The organism is Arthrobacter sp. SIMBA_036, assembly GCF_046535135.1.
Taxonomy (GTDB): Bacteria; Actinomycetota; Actinomycetes; order Actinomycetales; family Micrococcaceae; genus Arthrobacter.
In genome coordinates, this window is record NZ_JAWRXG010000005.1 from 1 (window position 1) to 16,844 (window position 16,844).

At 62.6% G+C, this 16,844-nt stretch carries 15 protein-coding genes; 5 read left to right on the top strand and 10 right to left on the bottom strand.

Features of this window, described 5'->3' with window-relative positions:
- The first annotated feature begins 282 nt into the window (after window positions 1–282).
- The 3 genes from purS to purL are packed head-to-tail and all read left to right on the top strand — an operon-like array spanning window position 283 to window position 3,627.
- The gene (purS, locus tag SB659_RS08100) at window positions 283–534 is read left to right on the top strand and encodes a phosphoribosylformylglycinamidine synthase subunit PurS (RefSeq protein ID WP_011773385.1); all 252 of its coding nucleotides are present in this window, start codon (window positions 283–285) and stop codon (window positions 532–534) included.
- A 1-nt stretch (window position 535) separates the two neighbouring features.
- On the top strand, window positions 536–1,321 hold the full coding sequence (gene purQ, locus SB659_RS08105; RefSeq protein WP_410550082.1) for a phosphoribosylformylglycinamidine synthase subunit PurQ: 786 nt from the start codon (window positions 536–538) through the stop codon (window positions 1,319–1,321).
- Window positions 1,318–3,627 carry a phosphoribosylformylglycinamidine synthase subunit PurL gene (purL, locus tag SB659_RS08110; protein WP_284979204.1) on the top strand — a complete coding sequence of 770 codons (2,310 nt, stop codon included), beginning with the start codon at window positions 1,318–1,320 and terminating at the stop codon, window positions 3,625–3,627. The genes purQ and purL overlap by 4 nt, the downstream gene beginning before the upstream one ends.
- An 81-nt stretch (window positions 3,628–3,708) precedes the next feature.
- On the opposite strand, the gene SB659_RS08115 is transcribed toward purL, so the two are convergent.
- Genes SB659_RS08115 through SB659_RS08125 form a run of 3 tightly spaced genes read right to left on the bottom strand, consistent with a single transcriptional unit; the run spans window position 3,709 to window position 6,796 of the window.
- Window positions 3,709–5,127, bottom strand: coding sequence for a putative bifunctional diguanylate cyclase/phosphodiesterase (locus tag SB659_RS08115; protein WP_284979205.1), 1,419 nt, complete (start codon window positions 5,125–5,127; stop codon window positions 3,709–3,711).
- Window positions 5,124–5,621, bottom strand: a complete 498-nt coding sequence (locus SB659_RS08120) for a hypothetical protein (protein ID WP_284979206.1) — start codon at window positions 5,619–5,621, stop codon at window positions 5,124–5,126. Before SB659_RS08120 ends, SB659_RS08115 begins: the two co-directional genes overlap by 4 nt.
- Window positions 5,618–6,796: a sensor domain-containing diguanylate cyclase gene (locus SB659_RS08125; protein ID WP_284979208.1), complete on the bottom strand. Its 1,179-nt coding sequence runs from the start codon at window positions 6,794–6,796 to the stop codon at window positions 5,618–5,620. Before SB659_RS08125 ends, SB659_RS08120 begins: the two co-directional genes overlap by 4 nt.
- Between SB659_RS08125 and SB659_RS08130 the strand changes: the two genes are divergently transcribed.
- A complete protein-coding gene (locus tag SB659_RS08130; protein WP_284979460.1) occupies window positions 6,750–6,935 on the top strand; it encodes a hypothetical protein in 186 nt (61 codons plus the stop codon). The genes SB659_RS08125 and SB659_RS08130 overlap by 47 nt on opposite strands.
- A gap of 18 nt (window positions 6,936–6,953) precedes the next feature.
- Here SB659_RS08130 and SB659_RS08135 read toward each other — a convergent pair whose 3' ends face one another.
- Genes SB659_RS08135 through SB659_RS08145 form a run of 3 tightly spaced genes read right to left on the bottom strand, consistent with a single transcriptional unit; the run spans window position 6,954 to window position 12,527 of the window.
- Window positions 6,954–8,912, bottom strand: a complete 1,959-nt coding sequence (locus tag SB659_RS08135; protein WP_410550083.1) for a glycosyltransferase — start codon at window positions 8,910–8,912, stop codon at window positions 6,954–6,956.
- Window positions 8,909–10,555: an ArnT family glycosyltransferase gene (locus SB659_RS08140; protein ID WP_284979210.1), complete on the bottom strand. Its 1,647-nt coding sequence runs from the start codon at window positions 10,553–10,555 to the stop codon at window positions 8,909–8,911. Before SB659_RS08140 ends, SB659_RS08135 begins: the two co-directional genes overlap by 4 nt.
- The gene (locus tag SB659_RS08145) at window positions 10,545–12,527 is read right to left on the bottom strand and encodes a cellulose biosynthesis cyclic di-GMP-binding regulatory protein BcsB (protein ID WP_284979211.1); all 1,983 of its coding nucleotides are present in this window, start codon (window positions 12,525–12,527) and stop codon (window positions 10,545–10,547) included. The genes SB659_RS08140 and SB659_RS08145 overlap by 11 nt, the downstream gene beginning before the upstream one ends.
- Window positions 12,528–12,669: 142 nt before the next feature.
- On the opposite strand from SB659_RS08145, the gene SB659_RS08150 reads away from it, so the two are divergent.
- Window positions 12,670–12,963 (top strand): DUF503 domain-containing protein, encoded by a 294-nt coding sequence (locus SB659_RS08150; protein WP_284979212.1) that lies wholly within the window; start codon window positions 12,670–12,672, stop codon window positions 12,961–12,963.
- Here SB659_RS08150 and SB659_RS08155 read toward each other — a convergent pair.
- The 4 genes from SB659_RS08155 to ngcE all read right to left on the bottom strand — a co-directional run bounded on the left by SB659_RS08155 (window position 12,960) and on the right by ngcE (window position 16,677).
- Window positions 12,960–13,283, bottom strand: a complete 324-nt coding sequence (locus SB659_RS08155; protein WP_284979213.1) for a putative quinol monooxygenase — start codon at window positions 13,281–13,283, stop codon at window positions 12,960–12,962. The two genes, SB659_RS08150 and SB659_RS08155, sit on opposite strands and share 4 nt — an antisense overlap.
- 141 nt (window positions 13,284–13,424) lie before the next feature.
- A complete protein-coding gene (locus tag SB659_RS08160; protein ID WP_284979214.1) occupies window positions 13,425–14,318 on the bottom strand; it encodes a carbohydrate ABC transporter permease in 894 nt (297 codons plus the stop codon).
- Entirely contained in the window at window positions 14,318–15,262 is a 945-nt protein-coding gene (locus tag SB659_RS08165; protein WP_284979448.1) for a carbohydrate ABC transporter permease, read from the bottom strand. Before SB659_RS08165 ends, SB659_RS08160 begins: the two co-directional genes overlap by 1 nt.
- Before the next feature lie 5 nt (window positions 15,263–15,267).
- Complete coding sequence (gene ngcE / locus SB659_RS08170; RefSeq protein ID WP_284979215.1) at window positions 15,268–16,677, bottom strand: N-acetylglucosamine/diacetylchitobiose ABC transporter substrate-binding protein; 1,410 nt, start codon at window positions 16,675–16,677, stop codon at window positions 15,268–15,270.
- Window positions 16,678–16,844: the final 167 nt, after the last annotated feature.

Here is a 16,844-nt window from a genome sequence, read left to right on the forward strand (position 1 = left end):
AACAAGGCCCCGAAACGGACCTTTTCACATGAGGCAACGAACCACGCTTCCCGGACCTATTGACGTGAGGCAACAGGGTGCCGACGTCGGGCCCCCAGGTCGCGATTTCCACCGTCCCGGCGGGTGGTCCTCGCGGAAGCGGGCTGAATAGGGTAAGTGCGCCGCTCCCGGTAGAATAGTCGTGCAAGCTCGCGGAGCGCCCTCATGACAGAACGGCGTGAGACGGCACCTCCGCGGCAGCCTTATCTAAGGTTCACCCAACTCACGCACAGGAGTTACCGGATGCCCCGGATCGTCGTTGACGTCATGCCCAAGCCCGAGATTCTGGACCCCCAGGGGAAAGCTATCGTGGGCGCGTTGCCCCGCCTCGGCTTCAACAGCTTCAGCGCAGTCCGCCAGGGCAAGCGATTTGAACTGACTGTCGACGGCGAGGTGACCGACGCTATCCTGGCCCAGGCCCGCGAAGCTGCCGAGACACTCCTGTCCAACCCGGTCATCGAAGACGTCGTCAACGTCGAGGTCGTCGAGGCCTGATATGACGTCCATCCCTTTGATTGGCGAGGCCGTGGCCGTCGCCGCCGACCCCAATGGTGCTCGCAAACTCGCCGGCGCCAAAATCGGCGTCGTCACTTTCCCCGGCACCCTTGACGACCGCGACGCCGCCCGCGCAGTGCGGCTTGCAGGTGGCACGGCGGTGCCGCTGTGGCACGCCGATTCCGAACTCGGCGACGTGGACGCCGTGATCATCCCCGGCGGCTTCTCCTATGGCGACTACCTCCGGGCGGGCGCCATCTCGCGGTTCGCGCCGCTGATGTCCGAGATCGTCAAGGCTGCGAACTCCGACGCAAAACTCCCTGTCCTGGGTATTTGCAACGGATTCCAGATCCTGACCGAGTCGCACCTGCTTCCCGGGTCCATGATCAAGAACGACCACCTGAAGTTCATCTGCCGGGACCAGGTCCTTCGCGTGGAAAACGCCAACACCGCGTGGACCCTGGATTACCAGGAGGGCCAGGAAATCACTGTGCCGCTGAAGAACCAGGACGGCCAGTACATCGCGGACGAGAAGACCCTGGACGCCCTTGAAGCTGAAGGCCGCGTGGTGTTCCGTTACGTGGGCTTCAACCCGAACGGTTCCCGCCGCGACATCGCCGGCATCTCCAACGCTGCCGGCAACGTTGTGGGCCTCATGCCGCACCCCGAGCACGCAGTGGAGGCGGGATTCGGTCCGGAATCACTGGATGGAACAGGTGGCCTGGACACCGACGGACTGGGGTTCTTCACCTCCGTTTTGACCAAAATTGTGGGAGGCAACAAGTGACCACGGAAACCACCAAGAAGTTCAACATCGATACGGTTGAGCACGCTGCGAAGACCCCTGACACCGAACTCCCCTGGGCCGAGCTTGGCCTGAAGCAGAACGAGTTCGACGAGATCGTCAAGGTCCTCGGCCGCCGTCCCACGGGCGCCGAGCTGGCCATGTACTCCGTCATGTGGAGCGAGCACTGCTCCTACAAGTCCTCCAAGAACCACCTCCGCCAGTTCGGCGAGAAGGTCACCGAGGAAATGAAGAAGGACATGCTGGTTGGCATCGGCGAGAACGCCGGCGTCACCAACCTGGGCGACGGCTGGGCCGTGACGTTCAAGATCGAGTCCCACAACTCGCCGTCGTTCGTTGAGCCTTACCAGGGCGCCGCAACCGGCATCGGCGGCATCGTCCGCGACATCATCTCCATGGGCGCCCGTCCGGTTGCCGTCATGGACCCGCTGCGGTTCGGGGCGATTGACCACCCGGACACCGCCCGCGTCATGCACGGTGCCGTTGCCGGGATTGGTGGCTACGGCAACTGCCTGGGCCTGCCGAACATCGGCGGCGAAATGGTCTTCGATTCCGTTTACCAGGGCAACCCGCTGGTGAACGCTCTGGCCGTGGGCGTCATGCGCCACGAGGACATCCGCCTGGCCAACGCATCGGGCAAGGGCAATAAGGTTGTCCTGTTCGGTGCACGCACCGGTGGCGACGGCATTGGTGGCGCGTCGGTGCTCGCTTCGGAGTCCTTCGACGACACCAAGCCTTCCAAGCGTCCGGCTGTCCAGGTGGGCGACCCCTTCGCCGAGAAGGTGCTCATCGAGTGCTGCTTGGAGCTCTTCAAGGGCTCCCTGGTTGAGGGAATCCAGGACCTCGGTGCCGCTGGTATTTCCTGCGCCACGTCCGAGCTCGCGTCCAACGGCGACGGCGGCATGGAAGTTGAACTGACCTCCGTCCTGCTGCGCGATCCCACGCTGACCCCGGGCGAGATCCTCATGTCCGAGTCGCAGGAACGCATGATGGCCGTGGTCACCCCGGAAAACATCGAAGCGTTCGAAGCTGTGATGGACAAGTGGGCCGTGGAGTACTCCTGGTTGGGTGAAGTGACCGACACAGGCCGGCTCATCATCACCTGGGAAGGCGAAGTGATCGTCGACGTCGATCCCCGCACCGTTGCGCACGACGGCCCGGTCTACGACCGCCCGTTTGCCCGCCCGGAGTGGCAGGACTCGGTCCAGGCAAACTCCTTCACCGGTTCCGTCGAGGATGCCGGCCGTCCGTCGGCTCCTTCCGAGCTGGCCGCAGCCGTCACTGAGCTCGTGGCATCGCCGAACATGTGCAGTAAGTCGTGGATCACCAACCAGTACGACCGCTACGTTGGCGGCAACACTGCCATGGCGTTCCCGGACGACGCCGGCGTGGTCCGCGTTGACGAGGAAACCGGCCTGGGTGTTGCCTTGGCCACCGATGCCAACGGCCGCTACACCTACCTTGAGCCGTACCAAGGTGCACAGCTCGCGTTGGCCGAGGCCTACCGTAACGTTGCCACTTCAGGCGCTGTTCCCATGGCCGTCAGTGACTGCCTGAACTTTGGTTCGCCCGAGGATCCGGACGTCATGTGGCAGCTTGCCGAAGCCATCCGTGGCCTCTCGGACGCCTGCATGGAGCTCGGCATCCCGGTGACCGGCGGCAACGTCTCGCTGTACAACCAAACCGGCACCACGCCGATCCACCCCTCGCCTGTGGTGGCAGTCCTGGGCAAGCTCGACGACGTCGCCCGCCGCACGCCGTCGGGCTGGCGCGAGGACGGCCAGGCCATCTACCTGTTGGGTACCACCGCGGCGGAACTTGATGGCTCGGAATGGTCCAACCTCCGTGGACACCTCGGTGGCCTGCCGCCGAAGGTAAACCTCGCCGCGGAACGTGAACTGGGAGAAATCCTCATTAACGCTTCACGCGACGGCATGGTTGACGCCGCTCACGACCTCTCCGAAGGTGGCCTCGCAGCTGCCCTGGTTGAGTCCTCGCTGCGCTACGGCGTGGGTGCGCGCATCGCGCTTGAAGAGCTCATGGAGCGCGACGGCGTGGACCTGTTCACCGCACTGTTCTCCGAGTCCCAGGCCCGGGCCATCGTGTCCGTGCCCCGCTCGGAGGAAGTCCGCTTCAAGGACATGTGCACCGCGCGCGGCTTCGCTCACCTCCGGATCGGCGTTGTGGACGCCGCCGGTGAAAAGCTGGAGATCAACGGCGTGGACGAGCTCTCCTTGGAGGCTCTCAAAGAAGCCCACGAAGCTACCCTGCCGAAGTACTTCGGCTAGGACGAGCAACAGGAAACGCGGGACCACACATGTGGCCCCGCGTTTCCTGTTTCTGCATGCGCATTAGCTACTCTGGCCGCATTAGCTGGCTGGCCACACGGATTGCCGGGCCAGCTGGGCCGTGAACTCCGGTTCCGGCAGGGGCCTGCCAAAGTAGTAGCCTTGCCCGCTCGTGCACCCAATACTCCGCAGGGCTTCGGCCTGCTCGGCGGTCTCGATTCCTTCCCAGACCCCTTCCAGCCCGCATGAACGAATGACCCGCTGGATAGCCGCGATGAATCCCAACTGCTCCGGGTCCCGTCCAAGCTCCTGCACGAACTGCTTATCCACCTTGACCCGGCCTACCGGTAGCTTCCTCAGGTAGCCCATGGACGAGTAGCCTGCGCCGAAATCGTCGATGTCCAAGCCCACGCCCAGCCGTTGCAGGCTCGCCAGCGTGTACCGGTCCAGCTCGTTGTTGTGGATGATGGCACTCTCGGTAAGCTCCAGAACCAAGGATTCCGGCGGCAGCCCTGCTCCTGCGAGGACCTCACGGACGTCGTCCACGAACTCCAGGCTCTGAAGATCCGCGGCAGAGACATTGATTTGCATGGAAAATTTGTGCCGCGCGGTGCTCTCATTGAGTCGCCACCGCCGCAGTTGACCAACGGCGGCGCGCAGCACCCACCTGCCCAACTCGGCGATCAATCCGGTTGCCTCCGCCACGGGAACGAACTGATCCGGCATGATGATGCCGTGCACCGGATGGTTCCAGCGGACCAAAGCCTCGCTGCCTTCGATCCTGCCTGTGGCCAGCTCAACGATCGGCTGATAGTAGAGGACCAGCTGGTCCGAGCGGATGGCCTCCCGCAGTTCCCCGACGATCTGCCGCTGGAGCTGCCGTGCGTGCAACATGTCGGGATCAAACACCTTGAGCTTGTTCCGGCCCTCGCTCTTGGACTCCTCCATGGCCATGTCGGCTTCCTGAAGCAAGTCTTCGGCGCTGTGGTGCGGCTCGGCGATCCGCAGCCCCAAACTGGCCCGGCACCTGATGCTGTTGTTGCCGAGGTCGATACTCTGTTCCAGCGCGGCAAGAATGCGATTCCCGACGGCGGTTGCCTTGCCTTGGGCGGTGGCGGGGAGGAGTATCGCGAACTCGTCGCCGCCAAGGCGAGCGACGACGTCGTTCTCCCGCACGGCGGAGCGGATGCGCATGGCCACCGTGACCAGGGTCTGGTCCGCGGCAGCGTATCCGGCGGAATTCTTCAGCGCCTTGAACCCGTCCAAATTCAGCAGGAGGAGGGCAGGGGGCGAGGCCCCATACTTCATGGCATCCTGGGCTTGGATGAAAGCACTCACCAAGGCCAAGCGGTTAGCCAACCCGGTGAGTGGGTCTCGGAGGGATTCGCGCCGCTGCTCATAGCGCGCTTGGTGGAGTTCCTGCATCAGCGCCTGGACGTGGCGCTCCAATTTCCCGATTCTGGGGTCCAACTCCGCGGGAGGCGGGTGTTTGGACCTCACGATTCTTCCAAGCGCCGGAGGCTGGAATCGGCCACGGCCGACGGCTTGGACACCGGGTGGCGCCGCTCGTCCAGGAAGACCCGATAAGACGCGATGTCCAGCTTCCCGTCGGACTCCACTTTCTTCCCGGCCCGGTACACGTGCGTGATCCAGGAACCGCCAAGTATGGCTTCGATCCACGCATCGCATTCGGCGAGGGGCAGGTGAACACGGGTGCCGGTGTTTCGACGGTGCCCCGCTATGGATACGGTGATGCAACTGCCCAGGAGGCCCTTGTCGGCCGTGAACCAGGCGAGGCCTTCGACGTCGGCCACTATGGTCAGGTTCGCGTTGCCGTCCCCCACCGACTGCACTGGCGCCATCCGGACCGAGCGGCGGTCCGCGTTCAATGAAGCCGACGTGCTGCTCCGATAGGAGGGGCTGGTGATGTCCTGGCGGAACGCCGAGAGCTCCTGGTTGTGCTGGATCTGGATCCTGGTGGTCAATTCATTCATGATCTTGCCTCATCCGCAATGGTGGCCGCCCCAGGGCGATCCGCTCCTACAATCCGGTTTCTTCCTAGTGCCTTGGCGCTGTAAAGGGCCGCGTCCGCTACCTCGATCATGAAATTGAGGCTGGCGAGGGCGGGGCTGCTGGCGGTCACACCGTAACTGATGGTGGGGAAAGTGAGACCTTCGGGAACCTTGGTTGCTGCCATGTGCCGGCTGATTTCCGCCGCAATGCTTTGGGCTCGCTCTTGGGTGGCGCCCGGAAGGAAGAGGATGAACTCTTCGCCCCCGTAGCGCCCGATCAAGTCCGTGGACCGCACCGAGGCACTGCAGGCATCCGCGAAAGCCTTCAACGCCGCATCGCCCGCCCCATGGCCGTATTCGTCGTTAACGGCCTTGAAGTTGTCCAAGTCCGCGAGGACCACCGCCGCACCGGACTCGTTGGAGCGCAATCGCTTCAATTCCGAGTTGGCCAGTTCAAGGAACGCTCCGCGGTTCAACAACCCCGTCAGGTGGTCCCGCGTGGCGCGCTCCCGAAGCCCCTTGATGAGTTGATCGCTGCTGAGGGCCGTCATGCTGAACGACACCGTCACTAACAGCACCATGGAGACCAGCCCCGAGGGAGCGGGGCCAAAGAAGGTCTTGAAGGTTGCGCTGGTGGGACCTTGCGTTGCGTAGACCACCCAGCGTCCCAAGTAGTAGACGGCCAAGAGCCAAGCGGCCAAGGACAGTGCCTTGTGGACCTGGGAGTGGTTGGCCTTAATAAACCAAAGGTCTCGGGCGGCGAGACTGATACCGGCCGTCATCATCGCCAGGTACACGAAGCCGCCGGACCAAACATTGAAGGCGGGATTTTCCAGAAAGGAAGCGATGGCTGTGATCCCAGGACCCACGGCGAGCTGCCACGGAGCGGCTCTCAGGTCCCGCAGGGTACGGGCACCGGCCCAGACGCTGAAGGCTCCGGCTACCACCAACACATTGCCCGCTGGATTTGCCCATTGCTGGTGCACGGTGCCGTTGAGCAGGAATGCCGTGTTGCCCAGCATGAACTCGAGGAGGGCTACGCTCCACCAGCCGGCGTAAGGGGAGCGTGTGCGGCGGTACGATGCGCAGAAAAGCACCAGGAGGGTGACCGTGACCACCCCCAAAGCAACCCTCACTGAAAACGAATCCAGCACCACGGTCCAACCCCCTCAGCTGGTCCTGCACGAGCCTTTGGAGCAAGTGTTGCGCAGCCGGCTCAACCTCCCTGCGGCGTTGCCTCAAGATTGGCTCAAGATTGGCTCAACCAGCGAGCCGGAGCATCACGCAGTCTTTTGAGTCACGCAGTCTTTTGAGTCATCCAGTCCAGTGGCCGTCGTCGTGGAATTCTTCCTCCAAGCCGTGCGGGGTTTTCTCCCATTTGTGCGGGCTGGTCAGCATTTGCCAGGCGGCACGCCAGGCAGCCACGGAATGCAGCACCCAGTAGAACGGGTTGAGTAAGGCGAAGATCGCGATCCGCCAGCCATGGCGCCGGAGGGTGGCCACACCGGATACCACAATCATCATGGCGTTGCCGAACAGCATGGAAGCCACTCCGCCTACCAGCAACCACGAGGGCAACACCAGCCCGACGACGTCGTAGCCCACGTACGTCACGATGGTGAAGCCGACAACCAGCGGGTACGCCAGGAAAGCCAGCGGCGTCCCAAGGATCAATCCCAGAAACCCGACGGCGCCGGCCACGCCCGTGCTGTGGATGTAGCGCAGGGAGTTCCTGGTGTTCACAGCGGAGGTCACCATGTAGCCCTTGATCCACCGCGTGCGCTGCTTGATCCAGGCCGGAACCTGCGAACACGCTTCCTCCCAGGTGGTGGAGTTGATGACTCCCACCCGGTAACCCTCCACGGCGGCCCTGAGTCCCAAATCCGCGTCCTCTGTGACGTTCCACGGGTCCCACGCTCCCACCTCTTTGAGCATGGACGTCACGAAATGGTTGGAGGTCCCGCCCAAGGGCAGCGGGATACCTGAGTTGTCCAGTCCCGGGAGCATGGAATCGAACCAGTGCGTGTATTCGATGGTGAACATGCGTGTGAGGACGTTCTGGTCGGCGTTGAAGTAGTTCAAGGCCGCTTGCACGCAGATGAGGGGCTTGCGGTGTGGGTTGAGGTGCCCGCGTTCGAACTCGTCCTGCTGGAATGCCGCGATGGATGCCCGGAGCTGACCTGGCTCGGGCCGGTCTTCGGCGTCGTAAATAACCACGTACTCACCCCTGGCAAAGGTGAGCCCGTAGTTGCACGCGCGTGGCTTGGTTTGTGGCTCACCCCTTGGCACGATCAGGATGCGCACGTATTCCGGAGGCCTGGACGCCTTGGCTGCGGCGATGGTTTCGGCGTCGTCTTCTTCGAGAAGGACCAAGACGTCCAGCTTGGACCGTGGGTAGTCCAGCCGGCCGAGGTTGGTGAGCAGTTTGTCGATGATGTTGGCTTCCCGGAAGACCGGAACCAGGATGGTGTAGACCGGCACATCACCGTCGGGGATTCGCTCTCCGGTCATGGGTGGGAGTCCTCGCCGCGCCCTTTCCCGGTCCCTTGCTTTGGCGGTGCCCGCGTCCCGGATCAGGTCGAACGGGCGGCGGAGGCTGGCCAAGGATTTGAAGCCGATGCTCACCAGGAAAACGACGTTTGCCGTTGCCAGCAACACGGTAACCGCGGTCAACGGGGCAAGCAGGAACGCCACCATGGTGGTTGCCAGGAGGAACAAGGGAAGGTACCACTGCCATGGCGTCAAGGCTATGCGCGCCGACTCCCCCGGCCGTTCTTCTGCCAGCCGCTCAGCGGACTCGTAGAGGAGGTGGCGGCGGAAGGAACGCTGGATGGACTGGTTGATGTCCCAGTCCGTAGTGGTGCGGAATTCGACGTCGTCCACCCCGAAGATCTCGCGGGCGTCCGCGGCGATATCCTCCGACGGCGCCACCGCCGTAGCGAGCGTGAGGACACCGTCATCCAACCGCCAGGGCAGCCACTGCGGCTCACCCAACGAGCTGAAATTGAGCTGCTCCATGAGCTCGTCATCAGTGGGCTCAGCCACCAGGTCCACCAGGGGTGCGTCCCACTGCCGGGCCAACACCTCATAGACACGACGGCGGTCCAGTCCGGTTTCGAGAATAAGGTGCCTGCCCAGGAGCCCCCCTTCGCTGGCGGCGCGGCGAAGGGCACGCCCAAGCTGCTCTGGACTGATGAGGCCTGCCGCGATCAAAGCTTGTCCGATCGGCTGCCTGTCCAAGCCGGGGGTACCTCGATGGAGAGGCGGCGTCATGAGTCTGAGGCCCTTTCATAGATCCGGTGGGTCGGTGTGGAGAAGGCTAAGGAGTACTGGACCGGGAAAGACGGATCCGTGAGGATCGCCTGGTAGACGAGATCCGTGGGACCAGAGTCCTTTGCCCCTGTGCCGCCTTCGACGTTGACAAAGACCCACTTGGCGTACTTGGACGGGGCCCTCAGCGCGGGAGCAAAGTAGTCACCCGAAGCCCTGTTGAAAATCTCCTTGAGCGGGATGCCCAGCACGGGGAGCACCGCGTTCCCGCGCGCGCTCTCGTCCATGAGGATGCCACCGGATTGGTAGTGCTCGTGGAGCCAGCGGGCGGCAGCGGTGGAATTCGTGGTGGAATCCGCTGACATCTTTCCCTCGGCCAGCACAGCAAGCCGGGCCGCGGGATCCGCGCTCCACCAGACGTTTTGGACCACAAGAGCCGCCAGCAGTGCTCCGATCAACCACGGGCGGACTTTTTTGGGACGAGCCATTTCCTCAACCACTACGGCAACGAGGATGGCCAGCAGAGGAAGCGCCGTGAGGGCAAAGCGGTTGTTCCACCACGAGGTAGGCAGAGAATGATCGTTATTGATGGCCGTTTGCCCCAGAAACAGGCTCACTAACGCAAACGCGTACGCGCTGCCGCTCACGGCCACCAACAGGGTGCTGTTAGCCAGGCCGCGCCGAAAGACGAGGACCACGCCGCCGCACGCGGCCAAAACGAGGACGACGACGCCCACCGTCTCCAGCAGCGACCAGTGGAAAGTAGCCAGTGTGAGGCCGGGGTTGCCCTTGGTGGGCAACAGGCCGCCGTCGGTAATGCTTTTCTGCTGCGCGTACGCAGAGTACTGCCCGAACATGAACTCCAGCGGGTTGCCGTACACGGCCCAGTTGTAAGAGATCCACCACGCCACAGCAGCGGCAGGCACCATGACATAGCCGCCAGCCATAACGAACGCTTCCCGCCAGCGGCCTGTCCGGCGTTTGGCCACGATGAAGACAAACAATGTTCCCGTCATCACCAGCGCCCAGCCCTCGTACCGCGAGAGGACCGCAGCAGCGGAGGGAATCCCGGCGAAGACTGCCAACTCGCCTGCACTCATTCGACGGCGGCTGGTGGACCAATGCGCCAAACCTGCCATCCCGCCCACGATGCACATGATCAGCACCGGCTCGGTCAACGCCGTGGTGTAGACGTACAAGACCGCAGGGTTTGCCAGGACCACCAACGTGGTGGCCAGCCGTCCGGAACGCCCCAGGCCAAGCCGGGCCGCGATCAGGTACAGGCCCGTCGCGGTACCTGACAAGGCGAGGATGCCCAGCAGCCCCGCGGCCCAACCCGTGCTGAAGAGCCACATGTTCAGCACGAACGGGGCCAGCAGGAGATGGGGCATGGGCAGCCAGACGGTACCGAGCTGCTCAAACCCCGGGGCCTTGCTGTCGAAGATGCGTCGAGCGATGGTCAGGTGGCTTTGGGCATCGGAGTACTCCAAGTTGATGCCATGCCCCATCGAGTAAAGGCAGGCCGCATACCCCACCACTGCAGCCGCTACTGCGATGATCCGGGTACCCGGAACCTTACGGCCTCGGACCGGGGCGCCCAGCCGTTCCCATGCGGTCCTCGGACTGATGGAGACGCTAGTCGCCATGCGGGGGCTGGTTGGGTTCAGTCGCGTGCAGTTCGGCATCCACGTAGGCGCGCGCTGCCGCGGCGCGTCGTCGCGACAGCCACGTCCGTAGCGCCAAAGCGAGCACGAGGAGCAGCACAGCCGCGCCGATCCACCACACGTAGGGGCGGTAGTCGTCCGTCACGGCTTTCTGTGGAACCACGGCGTTGCTGTCCAACAACACCGGCGTCCCGGCCGGCTGCGTCACCAACAGGTTCCTGGAAAGTGAAGCCCACCCTCCCTCAAGGGTGGCCACATGGGACGCAAGGGAACCTTGGAGCGTTGCCGACCCCGCGGCGTCGGACCCTGGCGTCCAGGCTCCCAACATCAACACGTCCCGGCCGCCCTGCTCGAAAGCTTCGAGCACGCCATACGGCGCGTTGGTACCCACGCCGTACTGGATGTCCCCAGGCGAAATGGTACGGAACTCCGCCAAGCGCAACGGCGCCGAGAGCTTGTTGGCAATCTCGGTGGTGGCACCCACAACCAAGCCGGACTCGGCGGAGTCAGCGAATGCGTCCATCCCCACCAGGCGGGTGTCCAGGAGCTTTGCGCTCTCACGCTGAAGGGCCGCCACCAATGTGGCTGCGTTGATGGTGTTCGCCTGCGCGCCGCCCCCACCGAAGGCCACGGGGAGGCTCTGCCCCAATGCCTGCGGGAAGCTCTGGAAGCCTGGCTTCGACGAGGCACCACGAACGGCAGTTACGGTGCTTCCGGCGGTGTCCAGGGTTACTTCCATGGGCATCGCGCCGGCCGGACCGTTGCAGTCACCGCCGGCCGGCAATGCAGCCAGCCGGATGCGCAGGCCGTTTTTTGCCTGAAGTTGCCCGGCAGGGACGTCGGCGTCGACCGAGAAGCGGTCTCCGCCGTCGAGGTTTTGCGAGCTGAGCAGGTAATCGTTCCAGTACACCGTGAGTTGCGCCTGCGCGTTGGTGGGGACGGCCGTGTGGGTTCCCTTGAGCTGGATCTTCATGGCTGAAACCGGGCCACCGAATTGCGATTGGCTGATGCCAACGTAGGATTCCGGCGTCCCGTAGCCAGAGAGCTTGAGCGTCGCGCTGCCGAGGTCCTTGAGGCTTTGCGTCAGGCCAGGCGACGCCGGCAGTGCGGAGGTGAGCCCGGTGACCGCGGCCGCCGCTGCCAGTGCCGTCTTATCGCTGGCCAAGGCGCGCGCAGCGGTGCGGAGTTGTTCGTCATGGCCGCTGAGGATCAGCTGGGGCAGGCCGGCAGCCGTGCCGAGCTTAGTGCTGGTTTCACCCTGGTCCGCCAGGACAGTGACCAGGCGGCTGCCCGGCGGAAGGGTCGCCACACGCCCAGCGACCTCCGCCTCCGGAACCACGCTTACTGATGCATTCGGGTAGCGGTACGAGATCGCGGCAGAAACCGCCATGACTGCGGCGGACACGTCAGCGCGAGGATCCGCGGGGACGGAAACCACGACGGCGGGGACCGACGCCGGGAAAAACTCGGCTACGGTGGTGGGCGCCTGCGCAGTCCCCGAGAAATCAACAGTGAACCCTTTGAGCGTCGCTGTGGAGCTGGACACGATGCATTTGGCTTGATTGAGGGGTTCGAACTGCAGCCCCACGATCAGTTGCTGGTCCGTGACATCGACGGCGGACACCGCGGCATCAAGCGGGAGGTTAGCGGCAGCGTTGGCCTCCAACACCACGCGGCCGTTGACCGTTGCCCGGACAGTCCCTTCGGGTTTGCCCGATACAGCTACCGTGCCCCTGACCCGTGTGGGCGCCAAACCCGCTGTCACTGGGACAACCAATGTTTGCTCAGCTTGGCCTGCGAGCGCCGACACGCTGGAGCTCGTTTGGTAGCCTGCTCCCTGGGCAGGGCCAGCCGCCAATGCTGACGGTGCTGCCACTCCCGAGAAAAGGAGCGTGGCGGCGCAGGCCAGGAGAACGGGGCGTTTCAAGGTGGTCGTGACGGGGGTTCGGGGCACGTTGTCAGTCCTGAGTAACTAGGCAGCGAAAGAGTATGGACGGCCGGATGCGGCCGCCTTTCCATACACTGCCGGGCAGAACTCAAGACGTGTTGTTGAGTTCTGTCAAGATTCGATCAAGTCCGTATGACAATAATGAACTATGTGGATCGGTTGGATTGAATTCGATGTCCTCATGGGGGACGTCCATAGCCTCAAAGAGAAGCGCTCGTTGGTGCGGCCCCTCGTGGCTGAACTCAAGCGCCGCTTCGAGGTTTCGGCCGCAGAGACGGGGCTCCAGGACCAACACCGCCGCGCCTTGATCGGCGCGGCGCTGGTGGCCCCGGACCACGCCCATCTCCAGCAGGTGCTCGACGCCGTTGAACGGTTCGTGGCAGCCCGCCCTGAGTTTGAGCTGCTCAGCGCGCGGCAGCGGGAACTACACAGTGAGGATTAGTACGCGATGGTCAACTCACCCATGCGGTCCCATCCGCTGGCGTCGATCTGCCGGCTGATGATCCGGGGAGTCTCCACCAATGCCTGGGGCATGTCCGCCATGGCTTTTTTGAAGTGTTCGCTGCTGACGTGAGCCTCAGCGGCGTCGTCCTGGAATGCTTCCACGAGGACGAACTCGTTGGGGTTGTCCACGCTGCGCGACCAGTCGAACCACAGGTTGCCGGGCTCGGCGCGGGTCGCTTCGGTGAAGTCGGCCACCAAGTCCAGCCAACGTTCGGACCAGTCGGGCTTGACCTTGAACTTGACCACAATGAAGATCACGGGCTGCTGCCTTTCGTTGCACTACAGAACCGTTCCATCCTGTCATCTCAAAACTGAAAACCCGACGGCGGCCCCGCAACGTGAGGTGAGGACCGCCGTCGAACGCTGTTTTGGCTTTGTTGTGCTACTTCCGGATTCTGCCTATTTGGAGGTTCCCTGCGACACCGAACCCTGCAATTGGCGCTGGAAGATCACGTAGACAATGAGCACCGGAATGACGGTGACGCTGACGGCTGCGAACAGCGCGCCATAGTCCACGGCGTAGCCCATCTGGCCGGCGAAGGCTGCGAGTTCTTGGGAAAGGACGCGCGGGCCCGCGGCATTGATGGACACCGGAATGAGGAACTGGTTCCACAGACCCAAGAAGTTAAAGATGGCAACCGACGCGAGTCCGGGCTTGGCCATCGGCAGCATGACCTGGAAGAACGTCCGCCACTCCCCCGCTCCGTCCAAGGCCGCCGCCTCGGTAATTTCGTGGGGCAGCGACTTGAAGAAGGAGAACAGGAAGAACACCGTGAACGGAAGCGCGAAGCCCACGTAAACCAGGATCAGTCCGGGCAGGGTGTTCAGCAAGCCCATGTTCTTCAGGACGAAGAACAACGGCACCATGGCCAGGAAGATCGGAAACGTCAGGCCGGCCAGCATCAGGTAGTAAATGGCCCTGCTGCCGGGAAAGGTGTACCGGGCCAGCACGTAGGCGCACATGGCCCCCAGCACCATCACGATCACCAATGCCGCAGCGACAACCACGATGGAGTTGAGGAAGGCACTTCCAATGCCCGCCTCGCTCCAAGCCCTGGTGTAGTTATCGAACCTCCATTCACCCGGGAGGGAGAACGGCGATGCGAAGATCTCGTTCGAGGTCTTGAAGGAGGACATGAACGTCCACAGCAACGGAAGGATGACGATGACTGTCCAAATCGTCAACGCGGTGTGCGAGACCGCGCCGACTAACCTGTCGCTTGTGGTGGCAGCCGGGGTCCGCGGCTGGAAGTGCAGCGACTTCATTTGCGGAGCTGAGACTTTGGTCGACATTACAGGCTCACATCCTTGTCTCCGCCAGTGAGCCGATTAACAACGAACACCAGGCCGGAGAAGATCAGGGTCGCCAAGGCCAGTACCACGCCCATGGCGCTGGCCAAGCCAAACTGGCCCTTGCTGAACGCTGTGAAGAACAGTTGCTGCGACATGACCAGGGTGGAGTTGTCCGGGCCGCCACCGGAGTTGAGCGCAGCCATGTAGACAAACGCGTCCAGCGCCAGGATTCCCATGTAGATGTACGCCGTCTGGATGTTGTCACGGATCAGGGGAATGGTGATGGAAACAGCGGTGCGGAAACGGCCGGCGCCGTCGATCCTTGCCGCCTCGAAAAGCTCAGCCGGAATACCCTTGATGCCAGCGACGAACAGCACCATGTAGAAGCCCACAAAACCCCAGACGATCACGAACATCGTGGCCACCATGGCGGTGTTTTTGTCACCCAGCCAAGCGAAGTCCTTGAACTGATTCAGGCCAGCGCCCCTGAGCAACCCGTTCAACAATCCTCCGGAAGGGTCATAGATCTGGCCCCACATGATGCCAATGGCGATCGCTGGAATCGTGTAGGGGAAGAAGGAGACCACCCTGTAGAAGCTGGAGTTCCTGAGACCTTTGATCTGCCCTTTGCTGCTTCCCCCCACAGTTACCAAGGATGCGAGTATCAGGCTGAGGATAATGGTGATGATCGGCAGGCAGATCACCAGGAGGACGTTGTTCCCCATGGCCTTCATGAAGATGTCATCCGTGAAGATCTTGGTGTAATTCTGCAGCCCAATGAAATTCTGCGTGGGCGAGAACCCCGACCAGTCAGTCAGGGAGTACCCAAAGGCCTGGACGAAAGGCCAGATCACGAAAAGGAGATAGATCGCCAGCGGAAGTCCAAGGAACACCGCAAAGAAGCTGATCTTGTCCCACGTCAACGGCTTGCGCCGGCGTTTCATTGCAGTCACTTCACTTCGATCTTCTTGACTGAGCTGTCGTTACGGACCTTGTCGCTGATCTTCTGGAGGTCCGATGTCAGGGTAGCCACGTCCGACTTCCCGTCGAGGAAGGTGTTCCACACCACCAGCTGGTCCTTGTTGGTGCCGTAAAGGTCGATGAAGTTCCAGGTGTAGATGTTTTCCCCGGCGTCGCTCAGCAACTTGGTCTGCGAGACCAAGGCGGTGGATCCGAAACCGTCTGCGGGAACCGTGTCCTTGACGATGGTGGGGGCGAGCTTGGTCTTGGCGAAGTTGGTTGCTGCATCCTTGGACAACATCACTCGGAGCAACTCTTTGCCGCCTGCGACGTTCTTACCCTGCGACGGAACAACGTAGGGCTCACCGGCCGCGCTGTGGAGGGAAGTGTATGGCTTCTTGGGGCTGGCAGTCACCGAGGGAACCGGCGCGCCGGTCATGTTGAACCCGGCCTTGGTCTGGTCTTTCATTTCGTTTTCGATCCAAGAACCCGACGGGTAGAACACTGCTTCCTGGGTGTTGGTCCACTGTGCCTGCGCCGCGGTGAACTGGGTACCGGAGCCACCGGGCTTGAAGTAGCCAGCTTTCACGATCTTCTCCAGAGCCGTGAAAACGGACTGGATCGCGGGGTGGGACCAGCAGTCGGCCTTCAGGTTTTCCAACCCGAGGCGGACGTCGTCGCCGCCTTCCTTGATAGCTGAGGCGATCGCCATCTCCTGATAGTATGTCGCCGCTTCCTTGCCCCACACGAACAAGTACTTTCCCTTTGCTTTGGCCTGCTCACCGAGGGCATACATTTCATCCCACGTTTTGGGGACGGACCAACCATTGGCCTTCAGTAGTGAATCCGAGTACCACATGGCATAGACGGTCAGCACGTAGTTGAGCGCAGCCAATTTGCCGTCGAAGGTACCTGGCGCCAACACGCCGGTGTACAACGTGTCCTTGATGACCTTGCCTTCGAGGTTCTTGGCCTCGACCACGCTGGTAAGGTCCTCCAGTTGGGCCAGGATGGTGCTGAAACCGATGGCCTTGGCGCCGGAGTTGTCAATCAAGTCCGGCGGGTTGCCGCCAACGAAGCGTGGCTGGAGTTCTTGGGCGATGTCCGTGGAGGGCGATATTTTGGCGGTGGAGCCAGAGTGGTTCTTTTCCAGGACCTTGCCGGCGAAATCGACGTAATCGATGCCATACCCGCCCTTGAAGATCACGGCGTCGACAGTGGCCTTGTCGGCCATGCCGAACGGGTTGGTGTCAGAGACAGCTCCCGTGGGGCCGGCGTTGCTGCTGCTGCCGCTCCCCGCGCAGGAGGCAAGGGAGCCTCCCAACGGAACGAGGACTGCTGCAGCGAGTGCCCCGCGCAGGAATCCGCGGCGGCCAACAGACTGATGCTGAACGTTCATTTCCAAACCCTCCAGTGACTCGTTGATGTCGACTGGCGCGGCAGCGGCCGTTCAGTCAGACAGTCTGGGTTGGCGCTCCGGCAGCACCAACCTTCGTGTGACATACTTCACCACGGGTGATTGAAAATCAATATTTCGGGCCAGTTTCGATCAACATTTGTCAAAGT